Source organism: Paenibacillus sp. LHD-38, assembly GCF_031157315.1.
Lineage (GTDB): Bacteria > Bacillota > Bacilli > Paenibacillales > Paenibacillaceae > Pristimantibacillus.
The window spans coordinates 425521-448694 of sequence record NZ_JAVIFU010000001.1; the positions used below are offsets into that span (position 1 = coordinate 425521).

General features: G+C 47.8%; 21 protein-coding genes, 2 pseudogenes and 1 riboswitch. Of the genes and pseudogenes, 15 read left to right on the plus strand and 8 right to left on the minus strand.

Translation table 11 applies throughout. The annotated features are described in order from the left end of the window. Positions 1–14 precede the first annotated feature (14 nt). Positions 15–761 carry a hydrogen peroxide-dependent heme synthase gene (gene hemQ, locus RCO25_RS01875; RefSeq protein WP_308994479.1) on the minus strand — a complete coding sequence of 249 codons (747 nt, stop codon included), beginning with the start codon at positions 759–761 and terminating at the stop codon, positions 15–17. A gap of 164 nt (positions 762–925) precedes the next feature. Here hemQ and RCO25_RS01880 point away from each other — a divergent pair, with 164 nt between their 5' ends. The 3 genes from RCO25_RS01880 (at position 926) to dnaI (ending at position 3832) form a co-directional block, all read left to right on the plus strand. Next, positions 926–1216 (plus strand): YuiB family protein, encoded by a 291-nt coding sequence (locus RCO25_RS01880; RefSeq protein ID WP_308994444.1) that lies wholly within the window; start codon positions 926–928, stop codon positions 1214–1216. Positions 1217–1321: 105 nt separating this feature from the next. Then, positions 1322–2857 carry a replication initiation and membrane attachment family protein gene (locus RCO25_RS01885; RefSeq protein WP_308994445.1) on the plus strand — a complete coding sequence of 512 codons (1536 nt, stop codon included), beginning with the start codon at positions 1322–1324 and terminating at the stop codon, positions 2855–2857. Between the two features lie 18 nt (positions 2858–2875). Beyond that, positions 2876–3832, plus strand: a complete 957-nt coding sequence (dnaI, locus tag RCO25_RS01890; RefSeq protein WP_308994480.1) for a primosomal protein DnaI — start codon at positions 2876–2878, stop codon at positions 3830–3832. Positions 3833–3994: 162 nt separating this feature from the next. Here dnaI and RCO25_RS01895 read toward each other — a convergent pair. Together RCO25_RS01895 and RCO25_RS01900 are read right to left on the minus strand one after the other, a co-directional pair. Further along, positions 3995–4855 (minus strand): annotated as a pseudogene (locus RCO25_RS01895) (IS4 family transposase); the annotation flags it as partial. 220 nt (positions 4856–5075) lie between these two features. Beyond that, positions 5076–5687, minus strand: a complete 612-nt coding sequence (locus RCO25_RS01900) for a TetR/AcrR family transcriptional regulator (RefSeq protein ID WP_308994446.1) — start codon at positions 5685–5687, stop codon at positions 5076–5078. A gap of 467 nt (positions 5688–6154) precedes the next feature. On the opposite strand from RCO25_RS01900, the gene RCO25_RS01905 reads away from it, so the two are divergent. From RCO25_RS01905 to RCO25_RS01915, 3 genes are all read left to right on the plus strand, one after another. Beyond that, positions 6155–6916 carry an SDR family NAD(P)-dependent oxidoreductase gene (locus RCO25_RS01905; RefSeq protein WP_308994447.1) on the plus strand — a complete coding sequence of 254 codons (762 nt, stop codon included), beginning with the start codon at positions 6155–6157 and terminating at the stop codon, positions 6914–6916. 212 nt (positions 6917–7128) lie between these two features. Further along, entirely contained in the window at positions 7129–8106 is a 978-nt protein-coding gene (locus RCO25_RS01910) for an SDR family NAD(P)-dependent oxidoreductase (RefSeq protein ID WP_308994448.1), read from the plus strand. Continuing rightward, positions 8103–8756 carry an NADPH-dependent F420 reductase gene (locus RCO25_RS01915; protein WP_308994449.1) on the plus strand — a complete coding sequence of 218 codons (654 nt, stop codon included), beginning with the start codon at positions 8103–8105 and terminating at the stop codon, positions 8754–8756. Before RCO25_RS01910 ends, RCO25_RS01915 begins: the two co-directional genes overlap by 4 nt. A gap of 391 nt (positions 8757–9147) precedes the next feature. On the opposite strand, the gene RCO25_RS01920 is transcribed toward RCO25_RS01915, so the two are convergent. Further along, positions 9148–10734: an alkaline phosphatase family protein gene (locus tag RCO25_RS01920; RefSeq protein ID WP_308994450.1), complete on the minus strand. Its 1587-nt coding sequence runs from the start codon at positions 10732–10734 to the stop codon at positions 9148–9150. Positions 10735–11034: 300 nt separating this feature from the next. On the opposite strand from RCO25_RS01920, the gene RCO25_RS01925 reads away from it, so the two are divergent. Beyond that, entirely contained in the window at positions 11035–11559 is a 525-nt protein-coding gene (locus tag RCO25_RS01925) for a class I SAM-dependent methyltransferase (RefSeq protein ID WP_308994481.1), read from the plus strand. Positions 11560–11683: 124 nt separating this feature from the next. Here RCO25_RS01925 and RCO25_RS01930 read toward each other — a convergent pair whose 3' ends face one another. Further along, on the minus strand, positions 11684–11884 hold the full coding sequence (locus RCO25_RS01930) for a hypothetical protein (protein ID WP_308994451.1): 201 nt from the start codon (positions 11882–11884) through the stop codon (positions 11684–11686). A gap of 143 nt (positions 11885–12027) precedes the next feature. Here RCO25_RS01930 and RCO25_RS34745 point away from each other — a divergent pair, with 143 nt between their 5' ends. After that, entirely contained in the window at positions 12028–12432 is a 405-nt protein-coding gene (locus RCO25_RS34745) for an IS110 family transposase (RefSeq protein ID WP_374992038.1), read from the plus strand. On the opposite strand, the pseudogene RCO25_RS34750 reads toward RCO25_RS34745, so the two are convergent. Further along, positions 12411–12470 (minus strand): annotated as a pseudogene (locus tag RCO25_RS34750) (hypothetical protein); the annotation flags it as partial. The gene RCO25_RS34745 and the pseudogene RCO25_RS34750 overlap by 22 nt on opposite strands. A gap of 266 nt (positions 12471–12736) precedes the next feature. Between RCO25_RS34750 and RCO25_RS01940 the strand changes: the two are divergent. The 6 genes from RCO25_RS01940 to RCO25_RS01965 all read left to right on the plus strand — a co-directional run bounded on the left by RCO25_RS01940 (position 12737) and on the right by RCO25_RS01965 (position 18562). Further along, complete coding sequence (locus RCO25_RS01940; RefSeq protein WP_308994453.1) at positions 12737–12922, plus strand: AbrB/MazE/SpoVT family DNA-binding domain-containing protein; 186 nt, start codon at positions 12737–12739, stop codon at positions 12920–12922. 338 nt (positions 12923–13260) lie between these two features. Continuing rightward, positions 13261–14376, plus strand: coding sequence for a sulfate ABC transporter substrate-binding protein (locus RCO25_RS01945; protein ID WP_308994454.1), 1116 nt, complete (start codon positions 13261–13263; stop codon positions 14374–14376). Between the two features lie 34 nt (positions 14377–14410). Next, a complete protein-coding gene (cysT, locus tag RCO25_RS01950; protein WP_308994455.1) occupies positions 14411–15244 on the plus strand; it encodes a sulfate ABC transporter permease subunit CysT in 834 nt (277 codons plus the stop codon). A 17-nt stretch (positions 15245–15261) separates the two neighbouring features. Continuing rightward, entirely contained in the window at positions 15262–16146 is an 885-nt protein-coding gene (cysW, locus tag RCO25_RS01955; RefSeq protein WP_308994456.1) for a sulfate ABC transporter permease subunit CysW, read from the plus strand. 25 nt (positions 16147–16171) lie between these two features. Continuing rightward, positions 16172–16414, plus strand: a complete 243-nt coding sequence (locus RCO25_RS01960; protein ID WP_308994457.1) for a YezD family protein — start codon at positions 16172–16174, stop codon at positions 16412–16414. Positions 16415–16588: 174 nt separating this feature from the next. Then, entirely contained in the window at positions 16589–18562 is a 1974-nt protein-coding gene (locus RCO25_RS01965) for a dihydroorotate dehydrogenase (protein ID WP_308994458.1), read from the plus strand. Between the two features lie 35 nt (positions 18563–18597). Here the strand turns inward: RCO25_RS01965 and RCO25_RS01970 are convergent, their stop codons facing one another. Continuing rightward, entirely contained in the window at positions 18598–18744 is a 147-nt protein-coding gene (locus RCO25_RS01970; RefSeq protein WP_308994459.1) for a YqzM family protein, read from the minus strand. Between the two features lie 207 nt (positions 18745–18951). Between RCO25_RS01970 and uvrC the strand changes: the two genes are divergently transcribed. Next, the gene (gene uvrC / locus RCO25_RS01975) at positions 18952–20850 is read left to right on the plus strand and encodes an excinuclease ABC subunit UvrC (protein WP_308994460.1); all 1899 of its coding nucleotides are present in this window, start codon (positions 18952–18954) and stop codon (positions 20848–20850) included. Here uvrC and RCO25_RS01980 read toward each other — a convergent pair. Continuing rightward, entirely contained in the window at positions 20819–22447 is a 1629-nt protein-coding gene (locus RCO25_RS01980; protein WP_308994461.1) for a CPBP family intramembrane glutamic endopeptidase, read from the minus strand. The genes uvrC and RCO25_RS01980 overlap by 32 nt on opposite strands. Before the next feature lie 244 nt (positions 22448–22691). Continuing rightward, a riboswitch (cyclic di-AMP (ydaO/yuaA leader) is annotated at positions 22692–22895 on the plus strand. Positions 22896–23174: the final 279 nt, after the last annotated feature.

The following is a 23174-nucleotide window of genomic DNA, read 5'->3' on the forward strand; positions in this document are numbered from 1 at the left end:
GTTAGGCTATAAACCTATATAGCGAGCATTGCCGCGAACTTCTCGCCGTTTAAGAAATTACCGACATAGAAATCACCGAAGTCCGCGAAGCGAGCGCTCACTTCGTCAAATCGCATTTCGTAAATCAGCTTTTTGAATTGCAAAGCATCGTCTGCGAACAGCGTAACGCCCCATTCCCAATTGTCAAAGCCGACAGAACCGGTAATAATTTGTTTGACTTTGCCTGCATAGGAACGGCCGATCATGCCATGGCTGCGCATCATTGTCTTGCGCTCGTCCATGCTGAGCATATACCAGTTGTCTTGCCCGTCGCGGCGTTTGTTCATCGGATAGAAGCAGATGTGGTTTGCTTTCGGCAATGTCGGCTTTAGTCTCGCAATAATATCCGGATTTTGCATCGGATCCGATCCTGGCTGCGCCATATAGTTGCTAAGCTCCACGATGCTTACATATGAATGCACCGGATAGGTAAAGCTAGCGAAGGTCGTTTTGTTGAACTCGGTCTCGATTGCGTTTAGATCCTCTAGTGTTTCGCGCAAATGCATGAACATAAAGTCTGCCTTTTGACCAACAATCGAATACACGGCAGTGCTGCCTTGTTTATTTTCCTCTACTGAAGTCCATTGCTGCAAAAACGATTGCAGCTCGTCCAGCGCGCGGCTGCGTTCGCTTTCATCGGCTAAGCGCCAGGCTGTCCAATCGACGCTGCGGAAATCATGCAGCGCGTACCAGCCTTCTAATGTTTGTGCTGCTTCACTCATCGTATAAATGCTCCCTTCAAGCTCCATAATGATGCTGCCATCATTGTATCTTAATCTAGGCAGGCGGAGCAAATGGCGGTCTTGTGACATTTCTCCTAACGTAATTGACTTCCACTGGACCATTAATTAAACTAATAAACGAGAGTCTGAAAGGGGAAGTCTGGATGCTTCAGTTAATTATTGCAACAGTGCTGTTTTTAGTCATGATGTTCGGTATCGGCTTTATTCTGAATATGTTGTTAAAAACAACGTGGTTTCCGATATATTTATTTGTTATCGCTTTAATAGTACTGGGTATTTGGGCGCCATGGGATAAATCCGCAACCGCCACGATCGAGAACTTCGCTCATTATACGGTCATCGATTACATACCGGTTATCGGAGCGCTGATCGGCGCTTACGTAAGCGGCTGGGCGATTCAAGCGCTTCGCAAGGGCGGCTACAAAATGTTCTAATCTGAAAATCCCTCATTCGGGGGATTTTTCTATTTTTCGACTCGTCCTGAACATCGGTTTTTATGTTAAAATGATAGAATGAAAGTAAGGGATGGAGCTGATGCAGTGCGCATCAATAATATATTGCAATACACGGAACATCATCGGTATTACATATTTCGTGATTTTTCGCTAAGCAGCTTGGACTATAAAATGCTGTCGCTAATCTATCAGCCGATGATTGGCGCTTTTGCCGTCGCATTTTACCAGCAGCTTTATCACGGAATCGCAGAGGGGACTTCCGGTTATTCTTCTATAGAGCCGCAGCGCAAGCTGTTTCTGGGCTTAGGTCTGGAGATGAACGAGCGGGGACGCAAGCATTTGATTGAACAGGCTTCCAAGCTTGAAGCAGTAGGCTTGCTGCAAACCTCACGACTAGGCGTACCCGATAATGCAGATGTTATTTATGAATACGAGCTTTCGCAGCCGATGTCGCCGGCAGAGTTTTTCCGCAATATGCATTTGACGATGCTACTTCGGGATAAGGTTGGCAAATATGCGGTCATTTCGCTCCGTGAATCATTCGGGGCTAATGAGCCGGATGAGCTGGCAGGCGCACAATTAACGAAAGAAAACATATCGGTGCCTTTCTACGAGCTGTTTAAGCTGAATATGCAATCGGTAGACAACGAGCTTGAACAAGCATTGACGGAAGTTGCGCCTTCCAGGCAAGCTGCCGCGAGATCGGCGCAAGCAACGGCAGGGATTCCGTATGGTGAAATCATTTTGCGCTTTCCGCGGAATTCGGCGAATCGCCGCTTTGTGGAGCGTCTGCGAAATGATGAAGAGCAGCTCTCGCAGGTCAATTATGTAGCATACAAATACAACTTGGCGGTAGTAGATATATGCCGGCTGCTTGATGAGGACGGTATTTTCGGAGAAAACGGCGAGCTGAACATTGATGAGCTCCAACTGCGGGCCAACCAGTTCTACAGACAGGACAAAAAGCGGGAAGGCGAGCGGCAGCGCACGCTTTCGCGGACGCAAGTGGTATCAAATGAAGAGCCGGTTGATTCCGATGAGCTGACGGAGGAATACGAGGTACAGGAACAGCATTATTTGCAGGTTCCGAACCAGCTGCTTGGCCGGTGTGATGTTCAGCAGTACAATATGCTTATGCGGAATGAACCGCATACTCGCTTTCTGCAGCGCTTTTTTCCCGGTGCAGTGCCGGATTGGATAGAACGTGTATTTGAACGAATGGATCTTAATTATAAATTAGCAGGACCGGTTATAAATGTACTAATTCATTATGTTATTGGAGCAAATGATGCTCAAAGAGTAACGAAGACGTTTTTGGACGCGGTAGCCTCGAATATGCTCGTGAAACAAATTGACACGTTCGAGAAGGCCGTTATTTACGTGCGGGAGCAAGCTCAGGTGGAGCAGGACAAGGAACGACGCAAGGAAGCGGCAGCCAGCTATGCCGGAGGCGGCTATAACGGCTCCAAAGGCGGCGCACGCAGCGGAGGCAACAGTAGAGGAACATCGCGTAAGCCTTCAATTCCGATTGTCCAGGAAGGTCAAACAGCGTCTTCGGTATCGGCTGACGAGCTTGAGGAGCTGCGTAAGCTCGCACGTAAATTAGACGGCAAATCATAGAAGCGGGGTGAGCAGATGATGGAGTCAATGGGCGAATTGCTAAAGGCATGGCCCACAGGTCAGGCGCTTACGGAGCAAGCGGAGCACAAGCTGACTGAGCTGCTCGCAGAACCGCTTGTCGAGAAGCTGCGGGTGAAATATCCGGATTTGGATGAGCGGACGATCCGGCTTAATTTGAATCGGGTTTATCAATACGTGACAGAATATCGGAACTGCAGCAACTGTCCGGGGCTGGATAAATGCCCGAATGATTTCGAGGGCCATTATACCTTGCTTAGCTCGGATACGATTAATGGACTAACTCAGCTTTACGACCGCAAGGTTGCATGCAAGAAATTTAATGCGCGTCAAACGGAGGATCAAATTCGCAGCCGCGTCCGGAGCTTCTATATCGATGAGAAGGCGCTGCAGCGGGGTTATTCATCCGATGAGATTTTGACGAATGATATGGAGCGCGCAAAGGCCGTCGGACAGGTGCTTCGCTATATCGACCGTACGAAAGAACACGGGCTGCAGGAGGAAGGCTTGTATTTGGCAGGCCGTTTCGGAACAGGCAAGACATTTCTTATGTGTTACCTGCTGCATGAGCTGGCAAAGGCCGGTTATTCCGGCGTAATCGTCTATATGCCTGATTTTGTAGAAGATCTGAAGTCGCTGATGCATGAGCCCGGCAAGCTGAAGGAAACGGTCGAAATGATGAAAGAGACCGATTTGCTTATTTTTGACGATATGGGTGCCGAGAATTTGAACCCTTGGGTCCGCGATCATGTGCTTGGCGCGATCTTGAATTACCGGATGCAGCGCAAGCCAACGTTCTACACCTCGAATTACGAGCTGGAGGCGCTGGAGAAGCATTTCAGCTTCACGAGTAAGGATGGCGACGAGCTGCACAAGGGACAACGTCTGATGGACCGCATAAGGCCTTATGTTGAGGTCGTTATGGTAACCGGGGAGAATAAGCGCGGACGGAAATAATGGAGCAAAGCTTTGGTTAGCGTAATCCTGCAAAAGGATTACGCTAACCAAAGCTTTTTTATGTTTTAGGGGTAGAGCCACATGCCCATCAAGCTAAGCGTGCAAGAGATAATATAAAAGTGTGTTCTCTTTAATTTGCTAAGGTAACACTAAAAATGGGCATGTCTTAAATAGAATTTCAATCTGCCATCGTAACGAATACAGTTCATGAATATGTTCCGTTGGAACGTCTTCTAAAGAAAGATTTGTAATATATACGTTCATTCCACTTAATCGTTTGCTTCGGTCTTTATAGGTAATGCCCTTCTTCTTTTCTTTTTTTGCTTGTTCTTTCAATCTTTTCTCTGTTTGTACCTCAGTTAGTCGATGAATAATCACTCGGGCGGGTAGTTTTTGATAAAGCCCAATGTATGCTTCTGAAATTAAAAACTCTGGTTCATCATTCTTACGATATATACGAGAATTCAACTTCAAACGTGAGACATAGTAAGCACCTTCATCATTCATTTTCTGTAAGTCGTGTAAGTCGAAATACCCTAAATCCCTTATGTATAAGTCTTTCGGTTGAATGGTTAGTAGACTTGTGGAACCGAAGGTTTTATCATTTTCTCTCCCTTCTCCTACATAAACGTGGAGGAACTTCCCACTCAATAAGTCATATTCAAGTTGGATTTTAACACCTGCGGTATGGCTACTTCCGCCAGAACCTTGATAATGTGAAGCAAACTTATCTGGAAGTTGAAATGTTGTAGAATCTAGGATACGAATACGTTTAAAAGTCGTGGAGTATGGATGAAGTATTTCTTGTGTTGAATGAATTCTTTGAGTTAGAAGATTAGCTAGAACTTGTTGAAGAAACTGTACGGCTGAACCATTAAATCGTTGATTAAGCCCTTCGGGGCTCATGAGGACACCTGTAGATGCTTCGAGACGGCTACACAATTGTTGTAGAGAAGATGGAGATAAGTAGTTTTGAAGTTCTTGAGAAAAGAGATTCATTTCGTCTGAAACAGAAAAACTCATAGAAAACGCCATCCTTCCTGTATATTTCTACAAAAAGAATAGCGTTTTTTTCGTTATGATGATACAAATTCACCTTAGCTTGATGGCGATGTGGCGGTACCCCAAGTAACAATAATTCACCAAATACTGTAACTATCCTGCCCTTTACTTCAACAACAAACCGGCAGCGGATCTCTGATCTGCTGCCGGTTTGTTGTTTCATATTCTTCTGAACTAAGGATTAGGATGACTTTCCGGAGAGTGTGGAACTGCCGGTAGGCCAGGTGGAGAGCGCTTGCTCAGCAACAGCCTCTAGCATGTCGCGACTGAAGCCGGCCTTGGCTTGAACAGCCATACCGTGGAGCACCGCCAGCACGAATGCAGCTAGCGCAGCACAGTTAGTGGTCTCCGGCAGATCTCCCTCCTGCTTTGCCCGTTCGAAGCGATCACGCAGCGATGCCTCTCCGTCCGCACGCGCATCGATCAGGGCACGTCGAATAGGTTCGGCATCGTCCGAGCCAGCCAAGGCGCCGTGGACACCGAGACACCCCTTGCGATCCGGGTAACGAGTATTCAATTCGGCCGCGCTGCGGAGGATGTGCGCGGCCACCTCCCGCGAGGTCGGCAGCTTCAGCGCCGCCGGGATGAAATCCAGGTAGTGCTCGTAATAGAGCGTCAGAACTCGGCGGAACAACGCTTCCTTGTTGCCAAACGCCGAGTAGAGCGCGGGTCGTTCGACACCCGTGGCCTGCGTCAGGTCGGTGTACGACACGCCCTCGTAGCCTTTACGCCAAAACACGCAAAGCGCCGCGTCAAGTGCCTGATCCACATCGAATTCGCGGTTACGCCCCATCAGTCAGATCACCTCTCCCTTTTTTTATAACGGTCGATATAAAAAAGTTTTATGCCCAATTTTCATACTGTACGTTATCATAACACACGTTACAGAACGCAGCCAGTCTATCCGTCAAGGACCTGCGGCAGCGCACGATCGGTGAAATAGTCAGACGTCTGGATCTTGTGTCATATATCAGGCGCTAGACCCACCCCGAGCTGATGGCCAATCTTGCCAAAGCACGACGCATCATCTTAACTTGATGCAATCTGGCATCCCTGCAATTGACCGATTGACAGTGGCGCCATAATATAAAACACAAATTAACGTAATAATCGTTATGATATTGACAGTGCGCGCCAAATTGTATAATATAATTTAACGTAACGATCGTTATGTTATTTCGCCAATCCCCGGGGCGATAGCGTCCAGTGACGTACAAAGCGGTTCATTTCATACAGAAATCATTAGAGGAGGTTCTTTTCATGCAGAAATCATTAAAGGGTAAGGTCGTCCTCATTACGGGCGGCTCACGCGGCCTTGGCGCCGCTATGGCTGAAACGTTTGCCGATCACGGAGCAGATGTTGCGATCAGCTACGCGGCCTCGTCCGAAAAGGCGGAGGCTGTTGTGGAGAAGCTGAAGGCCAAGGGTATTCGTGCATTGGCAATCAAAAGCGACCAAGCGGACCTTTCTTCCGCCAAGCCCCTAATTAACTCGGTGATTGCCGAATTCGGCAAGCTCGACATCCTCGTGAACAACGCCGGCATCGCGATCCAGGGCCAAATGGTAGATGATCCCGGCTTCGACGAAGCAAATTACAATCGTCAGTGGCAAGTCAATGTCATGGGCTCGATCGCCAATACTCGCGCAGCGGCGCCCAAACTAGCGGACGGAGGTCGCATTATTTTTATCGGCTCTCGGCTCGGTGATTACGTGCCCTTTAGAGGAGTCGCCGACTACGCCGGAACGAAGGCGGCGCTCGCCGGATATGCGAGGGGCATCGCGCGCGACCTCGGCCCCCGCAATATCACTGTGAATGTCGTGCAGCCGGGCGTCATGCCCACGGACATGAACAAGGATGTGGCCGATCATCTTCCACCCCTTGAAACCATCCTGGACATGCATCCGATCCGTCGCTTTGCAACCCTTGAAGAGGTGGCAGAAGCCGTCTGCTTCCTCGCCGGACCACATGGGGGTTACATCACCGGTGAGACCCTCAATATAGCCGGCGGTATCGGAATCTAAGCCTGTCCGGAGCAGGTGCCAATGCATGGGCACCTGCCAAGCATTCTGACGTGCGCTAGTTGTGATCGCAGTCAACCGACAAAGGGTTTTATTGTGATCTTTGAACCTGCAAATCTGATGCAGAGAAGCGCTCAGCAGCGGTATGTCAAAGACCTGGCCGATAAAGAGCAAAGCTTCTAAATTAAAAAATACGCATTTAAAGGAGAAAATATATGACTAGAAAATTCAGTGCAAAGTCAACTGCCGATCAGGTGCTTTCCGGCATTGATCTCAAAGGAATGCGTCTTCTCATTACGGGTGTATCATCGGGCATTGGCCTCGAAACCACCCGCTCACTGGTCTCTCACGGCGCCAGCGTCGTCGGCACGGTCAGGGATCTAGCAAAAGCCGAGGCGTCCACTGCATCGGTCCTTGACACCGCGGCGCGAGGAGGCGGCAACCTAGAGTTGATCGAGCTCGATCTCGCATCCTTGCAAAGCGTTCGCGCATGCGCGGATAAGCTGTTTGCCGACGGTCAGCGGTTCGATGCCATCATCGCCAACGCTGGCATCATGGCAACCCCGTTTGGTCGGACGGCCGACGGCTTCGAAGTCCAGTTCGGGACGAATTATCTTGGTCATTTCGCTTTGATTAATCGGATCGAGCCGCTGCTCGTCGATAACGGGCGCTTGGTGGTGCTATCGTCCCAAGCTCATCGCGCCGCCGATGTTGACCTGGACGATCCGAATTTCGAGCAACAGGCATATGACCCATTTGTCGCCTATGGCCGATCGAAAACGGCCACTACTCTCTTCGCAGTGGAATTAGATAAGCGGTATCGCAATCGTGGCATTCGAGCTGCCTCGGTGATGCCCGGGAATAGTCTTACCGATCTCCCGCGCCATTTCTCGCAGGAAGACTTGCAGGGTCTTTTCGAGACCGTTGGCAAAGCTCGCGCCGAAGCAGGTCTTCCGCCAGCGGAGTTCAAAGAAATCGCGCAGGCAGCCGCAACGTCGGTCTGGGCCGCAGTCGTGGCTGACAAAGAAGAAATCGGCGGACGCTATCTCGAAGATTGTGCGGTCGCGCCGATTGATGACACGCCTAACCCGTTTGCCGACGGCGTAAGGTCGTATGCGCTCGACGCTAACAAAGCCGAGCGGCTTTGGGCGATAAGCGAGGAAATGGTAGGCGCGAAAGGTACGTTCTCATGACAGTAGTCGGCATCATTGGCGCGGGCGAGGTCGGCAGCCAGATCGCGCGTGCGGCGATCGCGAACGGGTATGAGGTCGTCATTGCCAATTCACGAGGACCCGAGACGTTGAAGGACCTCATTGACGAGCTCGGCCCGTCAGCGCGCGCCGCGACTGCGGCCGGCGCTGCCGAGGCTGGTGACTTCGTCGTCGTGGCCGTCCCCCTCAAGCTGGTTAACGACATGCCTGTGGAGCAGCTCGCGGGCAAGATCGTGCTCGACACGAACAACTACATGCCTTGGCGCGATGGACATTTCCCCGTGATCGACTCTGGTGAGAAGACAGTTCATGAGCTCCGGCAGAAGCACCTTCCTGCCTCGAAGGTGGCGAAGGCCTTCACCCACATCCAAGCGTCCCGCCTCTTCATTTCGAGCAGACCAGCTGGCGCCCCCGACCGTCATGCCTTGTCGGTCTCGAGCAACTTTCCTGAGGCCACGGAACTCGTGACGCGGCTGTACGACCAGTTCGGTTTCGATACTGTCGACAACAGTCCGCTGAGCGAGTCATGGCGCAGCGGTCCCGGCCAGCCAGCTTGGGCTGCGCACGCGCACCAGACTCGTGCTGAGCTGATCGCCAATCTCGCCAGGGCGCGACGGATCATCTTGACGTGAGTCCGTCCCTGAAGCCCCCCCCATCACGACCCGCAGGTAGTCAGCTCGTCCAGGTTGGCTGCTGAGATGCCCGGAAATAGTTTCACTGATCTCCCGCGCCATCTCTAGCAGGAAGACTTGCAGTGTCTTTTCGAGACTGTTGGCAAAGCTCGCGCCGAAGCGGGTCTTCCGCCAGCAGAGCTGAAAGAAATCCCGCAGGCAGCCGCAACGTCGGTCTGGGCCGTAGTAGTAGGGGTACCGCCACATAGCTATCAAGTTAAAATTTTGCAGCACCCCCAGAACGAAATTTTAGACCTTCTTGTAACAAAGAAGATCATTTTATCGTTTTGGGGGTGACCTGTTTTCTTGACTTTATTGGCATGGGGTAGAGCCAGCAGAACGCGTAAAAAATTTATCCGTTCACCAATTGCAGAATCCAGTCTTTGATATCAACGATTCGCAGTGTTTTTGGCCGTGTATTCGTTCCAGAAATAATTAATGGGACAAGGGAATCTTTTTCATGCAGCGAACCATGAGCCCCCCCTCCGATGTGGGTAGGGGAACTTTCACCGACGAGTTCATATCCGGGTTGGACCGTGATGACAACGTATCTTCCTTCATGAGAATGCATTGCCCCGTATAACCTCGCCAAAACGTCAGGATACATTCCATACTTGATCCGGTTGTTATTTATCGTAATATCCACTAGGTCCGGTTCGCCCGATAATGTCCAAGATTGCCCATATTCATCGGTGTAGTTTCCACCGGGACGATAAGAAAACATGTTACCGTTTTTCCCCGCTGAAACACGAACATTTTCATCGTCTTTCATTGCGATGATGTCGAGCTTGTCCTCATTTTGTAAAAGTTTCACGACGTCGGATAACTCCACGTTAGCATCAATCGCATAGATATAAGCCATCCGTTCATTAGTGGAAATCACAATTTGGTCTTCGGATCTTACAGGTTGATTTAATTTTGCTATGCGATAACGGTTCAAAAGCGGCTTTATCTCAACAGTTGCTGCCTGCCGATCATCATAAACAGCGCTTTGCGCACTGTCACCCATGACGATCCATATAGCATTTTTTACAGCCTGCTCCCACGAACCGTATGCGTTAAGCACGACTTGCAACGCTTGATCCGCTTTTTCAATTCCATCCAACTGAGACGTGCCCTTTCTATGCACCGAGTTATCATTCTCCGGAAAGTATGTGATGGTTACGTTTGGAAGTATTTTTTTATTAATCAGAAAAGCAGTGTCTTGTGCGGAAAACTCGTCGTTCATCCCGTATTTTTTCCACAAAAAAGTATTCCAGCTATTCTTCGGATTCAGTTGTGCAAGAGCTGCATAGGAAAACCATTTAGGTCCAGTTATTTTCAATTGTTCTGGAAAACGTTTGCTGTACGTTAAGAAGCGAGGCACTTTTAAAGCATGTTCCGTTTTTCCTCTAAAAACAATAGCATTGATTGACGCGGATTCTTTTCCTTTGTCAGCCAGCTCTTCATGAATCGTTTTCGTTTTTTTGTTCAATTGAACTTGGTTTAACTGATAAATAGCATCCATAAATACTTGCAGTTGATCTATCTTCAATGCTTCTTTGGCACCATTTCCGTAGAAAATCATGCGTTTCTCTTTACCGCTGTACCAAACAAGTCCGGGCACATGATGTCGGTCTGCATACGTCCCCGTTAATAATGTGCTATCGACCGTCACGGACATCGTAGGAAACGAACTCACAACCTGCGGGAAGTATTGCCCGTTTTTAAGAAGAAATTGCATTGCGGGTGCACGGCCTTCTTGAATCGCATCGTGCAAAGGCTTGTCCATTAAAGAATCAATCAAGATAAATATGACAGGTATGGCATTTTGATTTGTAGTGGTATGGGACTTGACGCTTTGTTGATTTAGCTGTTGACTGGAGTCTGCCCTGCAACCGATGATCAGCAAACTTAAACTTATCACTAGCAAAATGGCAATTTTATCATTTATTTTCATAGGTTTACTCCCTTCATTAAAACACAATCCTAATTATTCTTTCTTATATATAATTAATTATTCAAGATAGAGCATCGAGTAAAATTTCACTCTTTATTCATTTAAGATGAAAATAAACACACCCATTCAGGGTAATTTTATGTAAAAATCAGGTTTTACTTGCATGAATTTTTTGCAATCTTATAGGTTAAATTATCTTTCGTGACTAAATCTGAAAGATGGTGAATTCCCATTGATATTTCATTCTCGCCTAGGCTTTATCATTGGTTTGTCCGTCCAAAATGGTTTACTAAAAAATATATTCACGATCATGTAAATTCCCGTTTTACATTTGATGGTCAATCCGTACTAGATTTTGGCTCCGGTACTGGGGCGAATTGCTCCATGTTCCATCCGTTATATTATGTTGGGATTGACCCTGATGCCAAACGAATTGATTATGCAAAGCGATTATATCCTCACCATGCATTTCAGGTTTTGGAAAGCAAGAAATTCCCATTTGATAATGAATCGTTCGATTACATATTTATTATCGCTGTGTTGCATCATGTTTCTTCGGACGAAATATCAAGTTACATGAAGGAATTTCAAAGAGTTCTAAAGCCTAACGGAACCATTATCGTTATGGAACCATGTTTATGCAAAAAAAAACCGTTATGTAATAGGTTTATGAAATGGTACGACAAAGGGGAGTATATTCGTAATGAAGAAGAATATATTCGATTGTTTAGAAATCAAAATTATGATTGTAAGGTCATAAAACGATTCCGAAAATGTTTTTTATATCATGAGTTATTTTTTTCAGTAACACCAAAATTACTGTAAAGGGAGACCACATCCGCAATTCCGATCTCCACTAGACAAACCGTAAGGTGTCGAGCGAATCTACATCGATTTTGACACAGAGGCGCGCCGTTTTTACAATATGTTATTTGCAACAGGATGTACGTTAACTGATAATAATCAAGTGAGACAGCAGAATACCCGGGACAATGATCAGGGGCCGGAAATCTTTCGCGATCGCAACAATGCGGATAAACGGATTAATCGTCCGTTCGGAGATGTCGATAATGGCGGATTGAACGGTGAAATTTAATGAGATGGTGGCAAGAATATTTCCGAATGCGAGATAGATCCTGACTCGATACATGAAATCCCATCTTGGCTTGCCGAGATGGGATCTTATTTTGGATTTTAGAGACTTGATCAGATGTCTAATCTTTGATTAAATTCATCCCGCGTATGTCGGAGGGATTGGTGGGTATAATCATATGAAAACCGAGTTTCAGGGATATGAGCCTAATATTCAGTCCCAGGTTTACGGATTTAAATGAACGAAAAGTGTCTCGTTACAAGAAGGGTTACGAAGCTCTTCCCAAGAACGACCGCATCGATGCCTGGGTGATTGCAGACCATCTGCGATTTGGACAACTACCTCATGAGATGAAAGACATCATCCAATACGAAGCCTTGCAGCACATCACCCGTACGCGTTTGTTCTTGATTAACAACATTAAACGAGACAAGACCTATTTTCTAAATCAGGTCTTTTTGAAATTTAGCGGCATACGACAGAACAACCCGTTTTCGGATACGTTTGGCAACACTACACCTGCTTCCATAACTTCCCTTCTTTTTATTTCTGTAAGGAGTATATCAAGAAAATCAATCTCAAGGTTCAGATCCACTGCGCAATAATATATTTTCAACAATTCCTCGTCACTTAACGTGTGCATAGTTAATTCTGCTCCCCCATGTAAATTCACAGATTTTCTCAATTATACAAAAACAAATCAAAAAATAATGTCGAAGTTTAGTTTGTTTTTGATTGTTTGTGCCTTGATTTTTCTCTGAATATTTGGATTTTCTAAAAGTGATACAAATCGGGTGTCTGATCCGGAAGCGGTAAACTGGGAAGCTGCTCAGTTTGCGACATTAAGGAATCCTTCAGGATTCACCGGATATTCAAATTGCTGCGGGGTTTAAACGAGAAAGAGGTAGATTGGAATGGCCGGGAGAAAGCGTTGGGATTGTGCAGAGAGGATCTTTTTGCGATCTTGGCCGTGTTGTTTTACCTAAAGAACTTCGGGATATGCTGGACATTCAGTCGAGCGAACAGCTTGGATTTTTTGTGGATGAATCCCAAATGATGATGCGCAAGTATGTTTCATCAAGTGCTTTAGGGTGAATGAAGGAACCGGCCGGCCTTTATTCCATCACGGATGAAAGCGCGTCCAAATAAAGCGGAGATACGATTTACTTTGGAGTTATTCGTTAAATGAAGCGTAAATTAGCCCTTCTTATAAATCATTCTTATAAGACTTATCATTTTTTTTGAAATTAAGTATTGACAGTGTAAGGGGGGCACTGGTAAGATTCTCCCATAACCAACTAAACAGGTAGGAATAATGGTTTCCGACCGGACGAACCGGAGTAAACACCTATCAGGGAGAAACACATTTTTCGGATCATAACTTATACGTGTTTCTGCAGGCCTGTTAAATTAAAAAAGGGGTGTATGGAAAGATGAAGAAAATTACTCATGTTCGTTCAGTCGTTATTTTATTGGCATTGGTACTGGTTTTGGCTGCTTGCGGTCAAGGCGGCAGCAACGGAGAAAACAAAGCATCCAACAAACCTACTAACGAGTCTTCGGCAACGAATACTGCAGCAACGGAAGAACCGGCGAAAGAAGAGCCCAAACCTCCAGTTGAGCTGCTAAATGTATCGTATGACCCTACTCGCGAGCTTTATGTGGATTTTAACGAAGCATTCTCTAAGCATTGGAAAGCGGAAACCGGCCAAGAGGTAACGATTAAACAATCACACGGCGGTTCCGGTAAACAAGCCCGCGCCGTTATCGACGGATTGAAAGCGGATGTTGTAACGCTTGCGCTTGGTTACGATATCGATGCAGCCGTAGAGCCTGGCTTAATCAATGAGGATTGGCAATCTAAATTCGAACACAATAGCTCGCCATATACATCCACAATCGTATTCCTGGTTCGCAAAGGAAATCCGAAAGGCATCAAAGACTGGAATGATCTAATCAAGGAAAAAGTTGAAGTAATTACGCCAAACCCGAAAACATCGGGCGGCGCTCGGTGGAATTACCTTGCCGCATGGGGCTACGCTCTGAAGCAAAACGGCAATGACGAAGCAAAAGCACAAGAGTTCGTCGGTGAGCTGTTCAAGCATGTACCTGTACTGGATTCCGGAGCACGCGGATCAACGACGACTTTCGTAGAACGCGGAATCGGCGATGTGCTGCTCGCTTGGGAGAATGAAGCATTCCTATCCATTAATGAGCTTGGTCCGGATAAATTTGAAATCGTATATCCATCTTTGAGCATTTTGGCAGAGCCTCCCGTTGCTGTCGTAGATATAGTGGTTGATGACCGCGGAACTCGTGAAGTAGCCGAAGCATACTTGAAGTACCTTTACACCGAAGAAGGCCAAGAAATTGCTGCTAAAAACTACTACCGTCCGATTTCCGAAACTGTTGCTGCGAAGTATGCAAATCAATTTAAAGAGCTAGAGCTGCTGACTATCGATAAAGACTTTGGCGGCTGGAAAGAAGCGCAAACGAAGCACTTCGCCGACGGCGGCATTTTCGATAAAATCTACACGCCAGGCTCGTAATGCACGATTTAAACATGATTGGAGCTGACTTCACATGAAAGGTTCCAAGTCCCGCAACGTACTTCCGGGTTTTGGTTTATCGTTAGGATTCACCTTGTTTTACTTGAGCATAATCGTATTAATACCGCTGGCTGCCGTTTTTTTCAAAACGTCAGAGCTCAGCTGGTCGGAGTTTTGGAGCACGGTTACGAATGCTCGCGTAGTCGCTTCCTATCGCGTCAGCTTCCTTACCGCCTTTTTTGCCGGGCTTGTTAATGCCGTATTCGGATTATTAATTGCTTGGGTGCTTGTCCGTTACCGCTTCCCAGGAAAGAAGCTTATCGACAGCTTGGTGGATCTGCCCTTTGCGCTGCCGACAGCTGTTGCTGGTATCGCGTTAACGGCTATCTATGCACCTAACGGCTGGGTAGGCTCTCTCTTGGAACCGCTTGGCGTAAAGGTTGCTTATACGCCGATTGGAATTACGATCGCACTTATATTCATCGGTCTTCCCTTTGTCGTACGAACCGTGCAGCCGGTGCTGCAGGATATGGAGAAGGAGACGGAGGAAGCGGCCGTCATGCTTGGAGCTTATCGTCTGCGGACGTTTTGGAAGGTCATTTTGCCGGAGCTTATGCCAGCGCTTTTAACAGGGTTCGCGCTCGCATTTGCAAGAGGCATCGGCGAGTATGGCTCGGTTGTCTTTATTTCCGGGAACATGCCGCTAAAGACAGAAATTACGCCGCTGCTTATCATGACGAAGCTGGAGCAGTATGATTACGCTGGAGCTACCGCAATTGCACTTGTCATGCTTGTTGTATCCTTCCTCATGCTGTTAGTCATTAATCTACTGCAGTGGCGGATGAATCGCCGTACTGTGTCAGACTAAGAAGGGGGCATATACAAATGGCTGGAGCAATTACCGTTCATACCAATGAAGAAGCCTCGAAACGCCCGCAGCATATAACGGAATCGGGTCCCGTGCGGTGGCTGCTTATTGGAATCGCCATGCTGTTTCTCGGATTGATTGTATTGCTGCCGCTTGCATCGGTATTTGTCGAAGCGTTCAAGAAGGGCATTGGCGTATATATCGATTCCATAACGGAGCCGGATGCCTTGTCAGCGCTTAGACTTACACTCATTGTAGCGTTGATTGCCGTACCCATTAACACCATATTCGGGGTTGCGGCAGCTTGGGCAATAAGCAAATTCCGATTCCGCGGCAAAAATATATTGATCACTTTAATCGATTTGCCGTTTGCCGTATCTCCTGTCATTTCCGGCTTGATCTACGTCCTGCTGTTCGGCGCGCAAGGCTTTCTCGGACCGTGGCTGGATGAACGGGGCATTCAAATCATATTCGCGGTGCCTGGCATTGTGCTTGCTACCGTTTTCGTCACGGTACCTTTTGTAGCCCGCGAGCTTATTCCGCTTATGCAGGCGCAAGGGGTGCAAGAGGAGGAAGCGGCAGCCAGTCTTGGGGCTAAGGGATGGCAAATTTTTTGGAAGGTTACTCTCCCCAACATTAAGTGGGGACTGCTATACGGCGTTATTTTATGTAATGCCCGCGCCATGGGCGAGTTTGGGGCAGTGTCCGTCGTATCCGGTCATATTCGCGGAGAAACGAATACGCTGCCGCTGCATATCGAAATTTTGTATAACGAATATCAATTTTCCGCATCTTTTGCGGTCGCATCATTGCTCGTAATGCTTGCCGTCATTACGCTGATCGTGAAAAACATTGTGGAATGGAAGTCCGGTCAGCAAAAACTGGCTGTTAAATCCGACTAAGTCAATTTAAATGGAGGGGTTTCGAATGGCAAAACCGTTAGAAGTAGATCAACAATGGCTGGAGCGAATCGCGGATCAGGTTAGCGGACTAAGTTATGGACATGTGACAATTACCGTTCATGACGGCAGAATCGTACAAATCGACCGGACGGAAAGAACGCGTTATGACGGATCCTCTCAGAAGCAGCATGTTCCGTCCGAGTCCCAGCAGCAAACGAAGCAGCGAGAAAGCCAATCCTCAAGCGAGGCGCTCCGTATCGTTCAGTAGCGGATCGTTAAGAAGGCACTCCTTATCGATAACTAGGCAAGGAGCCGGCCCAATCGATCTATGATCTTTGGGACTGCTCCTTGTTTTTTTATGAAAATCAAGCTTTTATTGTAACTAAGCCTATTGTTTTCTACAATGGAAGAAAGAAAAAAGCAGCTTGCAGGGAGAATGAACATGCCGGATTGGAGCTATCAAACTATATTTCGTCCTCTGTTATTTAGGCTTCCTGGCCGTTTAAGCAGAGCGATTACGCTTCATGCCATCGGTGGCCTAAGCAAAATGCCAGGCGGTTCATTCGTGGTCCGGACGTTTGGCCATATGGAGCCGACTCCGCTTCTAAAGCGGGAATTAGCAGCAATTTCTTTGGATGCACCGATAGGACTCTCCGGGGGCGTAGACCCGGAAGGAATTGCTCATAGAGCATTTGCGCAATTCGGGATTGGCTTTATAGAGCATGGACCCGTTACGGTTCAGGGGATCCGCTGCGAAGAGCCAATAATTAAAGATACGGTAAGGGAATGGTTGCAATACCCGGGCTATTATGAGAATGACGGCGCTCAGCGATTCGCTCGGCGGATTGCCGATCCTGGACATCAATTGCCCCAGTTCGTGCGCATTGCGCCAATGCCGTTCGCATCGCGTGAGCAGTCGGCAATCGAGCTTGTAAGCATGATGGAACAGCTTTCCGCAGCAGGTGCTGACGGATTTTATATCGATGTGCTTTATGGTGCTAGAAGCTGGGAGGATGCTAGCGCAATATTGAGGAATTTCGCGAGCATGCTGCAAAGCCTGCACTATGTCCATGCGCCTTTGTTCCTGTATGCGCCTCCTAATTATCCGAATGAACAGCTGTTGGCGCTAATAGAAACAGCGCAGAACGGTTTTTGGAGCGGGGTCGTCGTTGGCGAATCCGTTTGCGTAGAGGCCGGAGCAAGCTTCGGATGCATAGTAAGCAAAGCGGCAAAGGCCGATAGCTTATCCAAAATCAAGCTTCTGCGCTTGGCATGCGGTCCTGATTGGGTGATCAAGGCAGGCGGAGGCGTTCATGAGCCGCAGGATGCACTGGATTTGCTTCAAGCGGGCGCCAACGCCATTATGCTTCATAGCGGCCTCGTGTTTGCGGGACCAGGACTGCCGAAGCGAATAAACGAAGCGATTATCTTCGAGCAGGTTAAGGATCAGCGGGTAGAAGAGACAGCTTCTTTCTGGAGGCATTGGGGCTGGATGTGCCTGCTCGGCATCGGCATGATGCTCGGGGGGTTATTATCCTGGATCATCGCAGCAACCACGGTGCTGCTGCCCTATGATTTATCCTTTATTGGAATGTCATTAGAGGAATTGCATCAAATCAATCACAATCTGCTCCATTTCATGTCCCATGACCGAATCACGTTATCAGGTACGATGATTACGATCGGGATTTTATATTTTCAGCTAGCCAGGCATGGATTAAGACACAGCCTGCACTGGGCTAGGACGGCGCTGCTCACTTCAGGGATTGTCGGATTTGCAAGCTTTTTTCTTTTTGTGGGCTACGGCTATTTCGACCCGCTGCACGCCTTGGCTGCCGCAATTCTATTTCCGATGTTCCTGCTTGCGATGCGCAGCAATCCTGACCGGGTTTTCCGCTTGCCTGTCAATGTCCGGAACGGCCGACTATGGCGCAGGGCAATGTGGGGACAGCTTTGCTTTGTGGCGCTAGGCTTCGCGCTTGCTATAGGTGGGCTTACGATTTCAGCAGTGGGGATTTCAGAAGTATTCGTTCGGACGGATCTTGTTTATTTGGATACGACGTCTATTGGGCTGAATGAATCGAATGCGAGATTGATTCCGTTAATTGCCCATGACAGAGCGGGATTTGGCGGAGCGCTGCTTTGCGCGGCGATTGCCATTCTGATAACGGCATTATGGGGAATTCAGCAGGGTTCGCGCTGGTTATGGTGGACGCTGCTTCTCGCCGGCGCGCCGGGCTTCTATGCGGGCTTAAGCGTGCATCTATCAATTGGCTATATTGATTTTTGGCATCTCTCGCCGGCACTATTTGCGCTGCTTCTTTATATACTCGGACTTATTTTGCTCTATCCTTATCTGATTCGTTTCCCAAAAGCGGATGCGGTTATGCGGCAAGCACAAAAGGAAAATGACTGAAAATAAAAAAAGGAGCAGTATTCTGCTCCTTTTTTTTACGAGATGATGAACTTTACGATTACGGCAATTGCGAAAATGACGGTCATAAAACCGAGCATTCCGCCAAAGCCGAATACGACATCCATCAAGTCATCGCGAGGCTCTTCGTTAAAATGCTCGCGCGGGTCTCTTACGTTTTCCATCGCTTACGTCCTCCTTGAAAAAGACCGATTGCTTCAATCACAACCTTGAGCGGTCGTCTTTATGTAGTATCGGTTTATTCAACTTATATTAGTATACCCAAACTGCCAAACAGTTGTAAAGCAAATAGAGGTGACAATTGTAAGACAAAATACGGTCTAATTATGCTAAAATGTGTACAGAATCATTAGGCAGTCGGAGGCGAGAGCATGGATCAACAACATACGGATCGGCTGCAGGCGGAGCAGGAGCTTGCGGAGGCCAAAGAGACGATACGGAACAAACTAGCTTTGCTCCCCGATCAATCGGGCTGTTACCTTATGAAAAACAGCGAAGGCGTCATTATCTATGTCGGTAAGGCGAAGGTGCTCAAAAACCGCGTGCGTTCTTATTTCAATGGCAGCCACAACGGGAAAACGCAGCGGCTGGTGTCTGAAATTCGCGATTTTGAATTCATCGTAACCTCTAGCAATATGGAAGCACTTATTTTGGAATGCAATCTAATTAAACAATATCATCCAAGATATAACGTCCTATTAAAGGATGACAAAACTTTTCCATACATCAAAATAACGAACGAGAAGCACCCAAAGCTTGAGGTCACAAGGCGCATCATCAAAGACAAAGGCAAGTATTTCGGTCCTTATCCGAATGCCTACGCAGCACAGCAGACGAAGAAGCTGCTTGACCGTCTCTATCCTTTGCGGAAGTGCAAGACGCTGCCGGATAAGGTCTGCTTGTATTATCATCTCGGGCAATGTATCGCGCCCTGTGAATTCGATGTGGAGCAAACGGAGTATGACCGCATGATCCAAGAAATTTCGCGGTTTCTAAACGGCGGTCAGGATGTAGTGAAAATAGAGCTGCAGCGCAAGATGGAAGAAGCGGCAGAGAAGCTGGAATTCGAGCGGGCCAAGGAGCTTAGGGATCAGCTGATTGCGATCGATGCCGTCATGGAGAAACAGAAAATTACGATGTCCGATGCGCTTGACCGCGATATCTTTGGCTTTGCGGTAGATAAGGGCTGGATGTGTGTCCAAATTCTTTATATGCGCCAAGGCAAGCTTATCGAACGGCATGGGACGACCTTCCCCTATTACGGGGAAGCCTACGATGATTTCATGACGTTTGTGACGCAGTACTACAGCGACAATCCTGCACTCCCCAAACAAATTTTACTGCCGCTGCCCCCAGAGTATGAGCAAGCCGAAGCAGCCGATGGGTCTGCGGCTGCAGACGAGATCTCCTCGCATGCGGATGATGTTATTGCTTCCCTGCACAGCTGGCTGAAGGTTAAGGTACTGATGCCGCAGCGGGGACGCAAGAGCGAGGTCGTGACGATGGCGACCGACAACGCGAAGGTCATGCTGGACGAGAAGTTCCGTCTCATCGAGCGGGACGAGGAGCGCAGCGTCAAAGCGTCGGAGTCGTTAGCCGGTTGGCTCGGTTTGGAGGAAGTTCGCAGAATCGAAGCTTTTGATAACTCGAACATTCAAGGTACGAACCCCGTCTCAGCGATGGTCGTCTTCACGGACGGCAAGCCAGACCGCAAGGAATACCGCAAATACAAGGTCAAGACCGTGAAGGGCCCGGATGATTACGAAACGATGCGAGAGGTTATAAGGCGCCGTTACGAGCGTGTGCTCAAGGAGGAAATTACGCCTCCGGATCTGATCGTTGTCGATGGCGGGAAGGGACAAATTTCGGCGGCGCTTGATGTGCTTGAGAATGAGCTTGGACTTTTCATTCCCGTATGCGGGCTCGTGAAGGATGCGAAGCATAAGACGGCTCAGCTGATGACCGGCGATCCGGCGGAGATTGTTCCGTTGCCGCGCGACAGCCAAGAATTTTATTTGCTGCAGCGCATTCAGGACGAGGTGCATCGCTTTGCGATTACGTTCCACCGGGAGCAGCGGGCCAAGTCGATGGTGGAGTCGAAGCTCGATTCGATCCCTGGCATTGGCGAGAAGCGCCGGAAACTTCTGCTTAAGCATTTTGGCTCCATCAAGAAAATAAAAGAGGCCTCAGTCGAAGACTTTCGGCCTCTGTCTATAGGGGATAAATTAGCTTCGCAAATTATAGCTGCTCTAGGGGAGGAGTCGTCGTAAATGACGGCTTCTTTTCTTTTTTGCGGCTAAAATATTTGAGAACAAACGCAATGATCACGGGAAGCACCGAGAAAAAGATAGCCGAGATGACATTCGGCGCTGTTCCGATCGTGAGCAAGGACATGCCAACGGCTACGCTGTTAAAGATCGCATGGGTGAACATCGCCGTAATGAAGCCGTATCTGACGAAAATAAAGCTGAACAGAAGGCCGATAATCATCAGCTCGATCAATCTTGTCGAGGACGGGTAGAACGGATACATTACATGCCCTAGCGCCCAAAATAGAGTAGGGAACAGCGCTGCGGCAAATGTATTTTTGAACCATCTGCGGAATAACCCGATGCCGAAGAAGCGGAAGACGGCTTCCTCGGAAATAGCGGCAGCCCAAGCAAGTACGGGCATGAGCCATAGAATGCCCATATTGTAAGGCGATTGGGTAGCATCAGACGTATCCCAAGTCCCGATCGTCAGCCTGAGCGCAATGAAAATAACCGATTGAACGGCAAACAAAATAACTGCGAATAAATAAGCAAGACCCATGCTCCGCCATACATAATCTCCATACCCCTTCTGACCGAATCGCGGCCATAAGGCACGGCCCTGTGCTTTCCATAGTCCGTCGCCGGCCACGATTGAGATATAAATGGATCCGGCCATTGGAATGGTCAACAGAACCGTGAATATGGCAGTAAACAGGACAGCTTGCCCGGCCAGCTCGTTTTCGCCTAACGAAGCTCGAATGCCGTCGAGTACATTCAAGTTCATAATGATGTAGGTGATAAAATAAACGACGGTCAAAATAATGCCGTATTTGAAAGAAGTGAATTTTCGGTACAGCACTGCGTAAATAATGGCTAGAACAAAAAGAACGAAGCTCATGAACATGTAACCGAAGCCGGTAAGGAAGCCTGCCCATTTATCCTGCTTCTTCACATATTTGATATAGTCAGCTGGTGCAACGAATGCTGGCTTGTATTTGGTGACCATGTTTTTTCCATCGATGTTCTGCGCGTAGATATCGATGTTAAGCGCAGCTTCTTCAATGACATAGCCGGCAGGCGCCTCGCCATGCCACTCGCCGTTTTCTTCTATTTTACTTTCTTTAAATGCAGCGCCTCCAAAGCTCTGAGTGGCTAGAAAAGCATTAACCACCTTGTTTTTATCAGCGTCTGCCAGCTCTTGACCGTCAATATGAAAGTTCCAGGCTACGATCTTTTCACTTTGCATATGTACATATACGAAGCCGTTTCCGCCGTCCGTAAATTTCAAATCGACTTGAAACGTATCCGTAGGAAAGCTCTGATCATATTTATCGCTATACGTTTCGACCAGCTTATGCTTGGATAAGTAGCCGTTCATCAGCTTATCGGTTTGATGCACGGCTTTAGCCGATTTCACCTGAAGGCCCGTTTGTTTCTCGGCGAAAGCAGAAGCGCGGTCCTCGGCGGCAGTCTTTTCAATAACCTTTGTGTCTATTTCTCCGGAAACGATGGATGCGATCATGGGCCCTACTTCAACAGCAGCGTAAATGAGGAAGCAGGCAATCGCAGCCCATAGAAAACGTTTCCATTCATTCGGCTTGATTGAATCAATCATGGGTTCACCTCAACTGTCCTTTTAATAAATAGCTTATTCCAATACCTTAACATATAAATCCCTGAATTATCCAATGAAAAAACACGTTTACTCTCAAAATAATGCGAAATAACGATGTCCGGCAAGCTTGATGCTTACTGCTTCGTCCGGTTGCCCATATTTGGTCTAAAATCGTCTTGTTTGTCCCAAACGTCAGCTTTATATCATGACTGCTTTGGGATTATAATCGTTAACGTCATACAAATCGCATAGCAAGCCGAATTTCCTAAGGAAATCGGGGGAACCATAAAGCTGTCAAAAGACATGATTGAGATTCAGGCGGATCGATTCATATTTGGCGGCATGGGGTGAATTTTAGCGGTGAAGCGTTGTCTTCCGCCGCCGAATAGGGCTGCCTGTCCAGGCCCGAATCCGTCAGCTAACCTCGTAGGCATCATGGAACAGAACTCATCGCACAGAGCACTTGAGTTTCAGTGCTTTTTTTTATGCTTAAATCAGTAGCGTTGCATAAACGCTAACATGGATATTTATCTGAATTATCTGAAAATAAATACTCGTAGACAAAGGCTAAAAACTCAAGGGGCCTTTAGCTCAGGTAGCTAGTGTCCATTTGGTATTTAAATCCATTTCAAGGGTTTGTTTCTAGCTTTGGAACGCGATTACGACGGGTGTCTGCTTTTTCTGTCGGCCTTTGGATGTCCGGCTCGGCTTTCGGTTCATTGCAGCT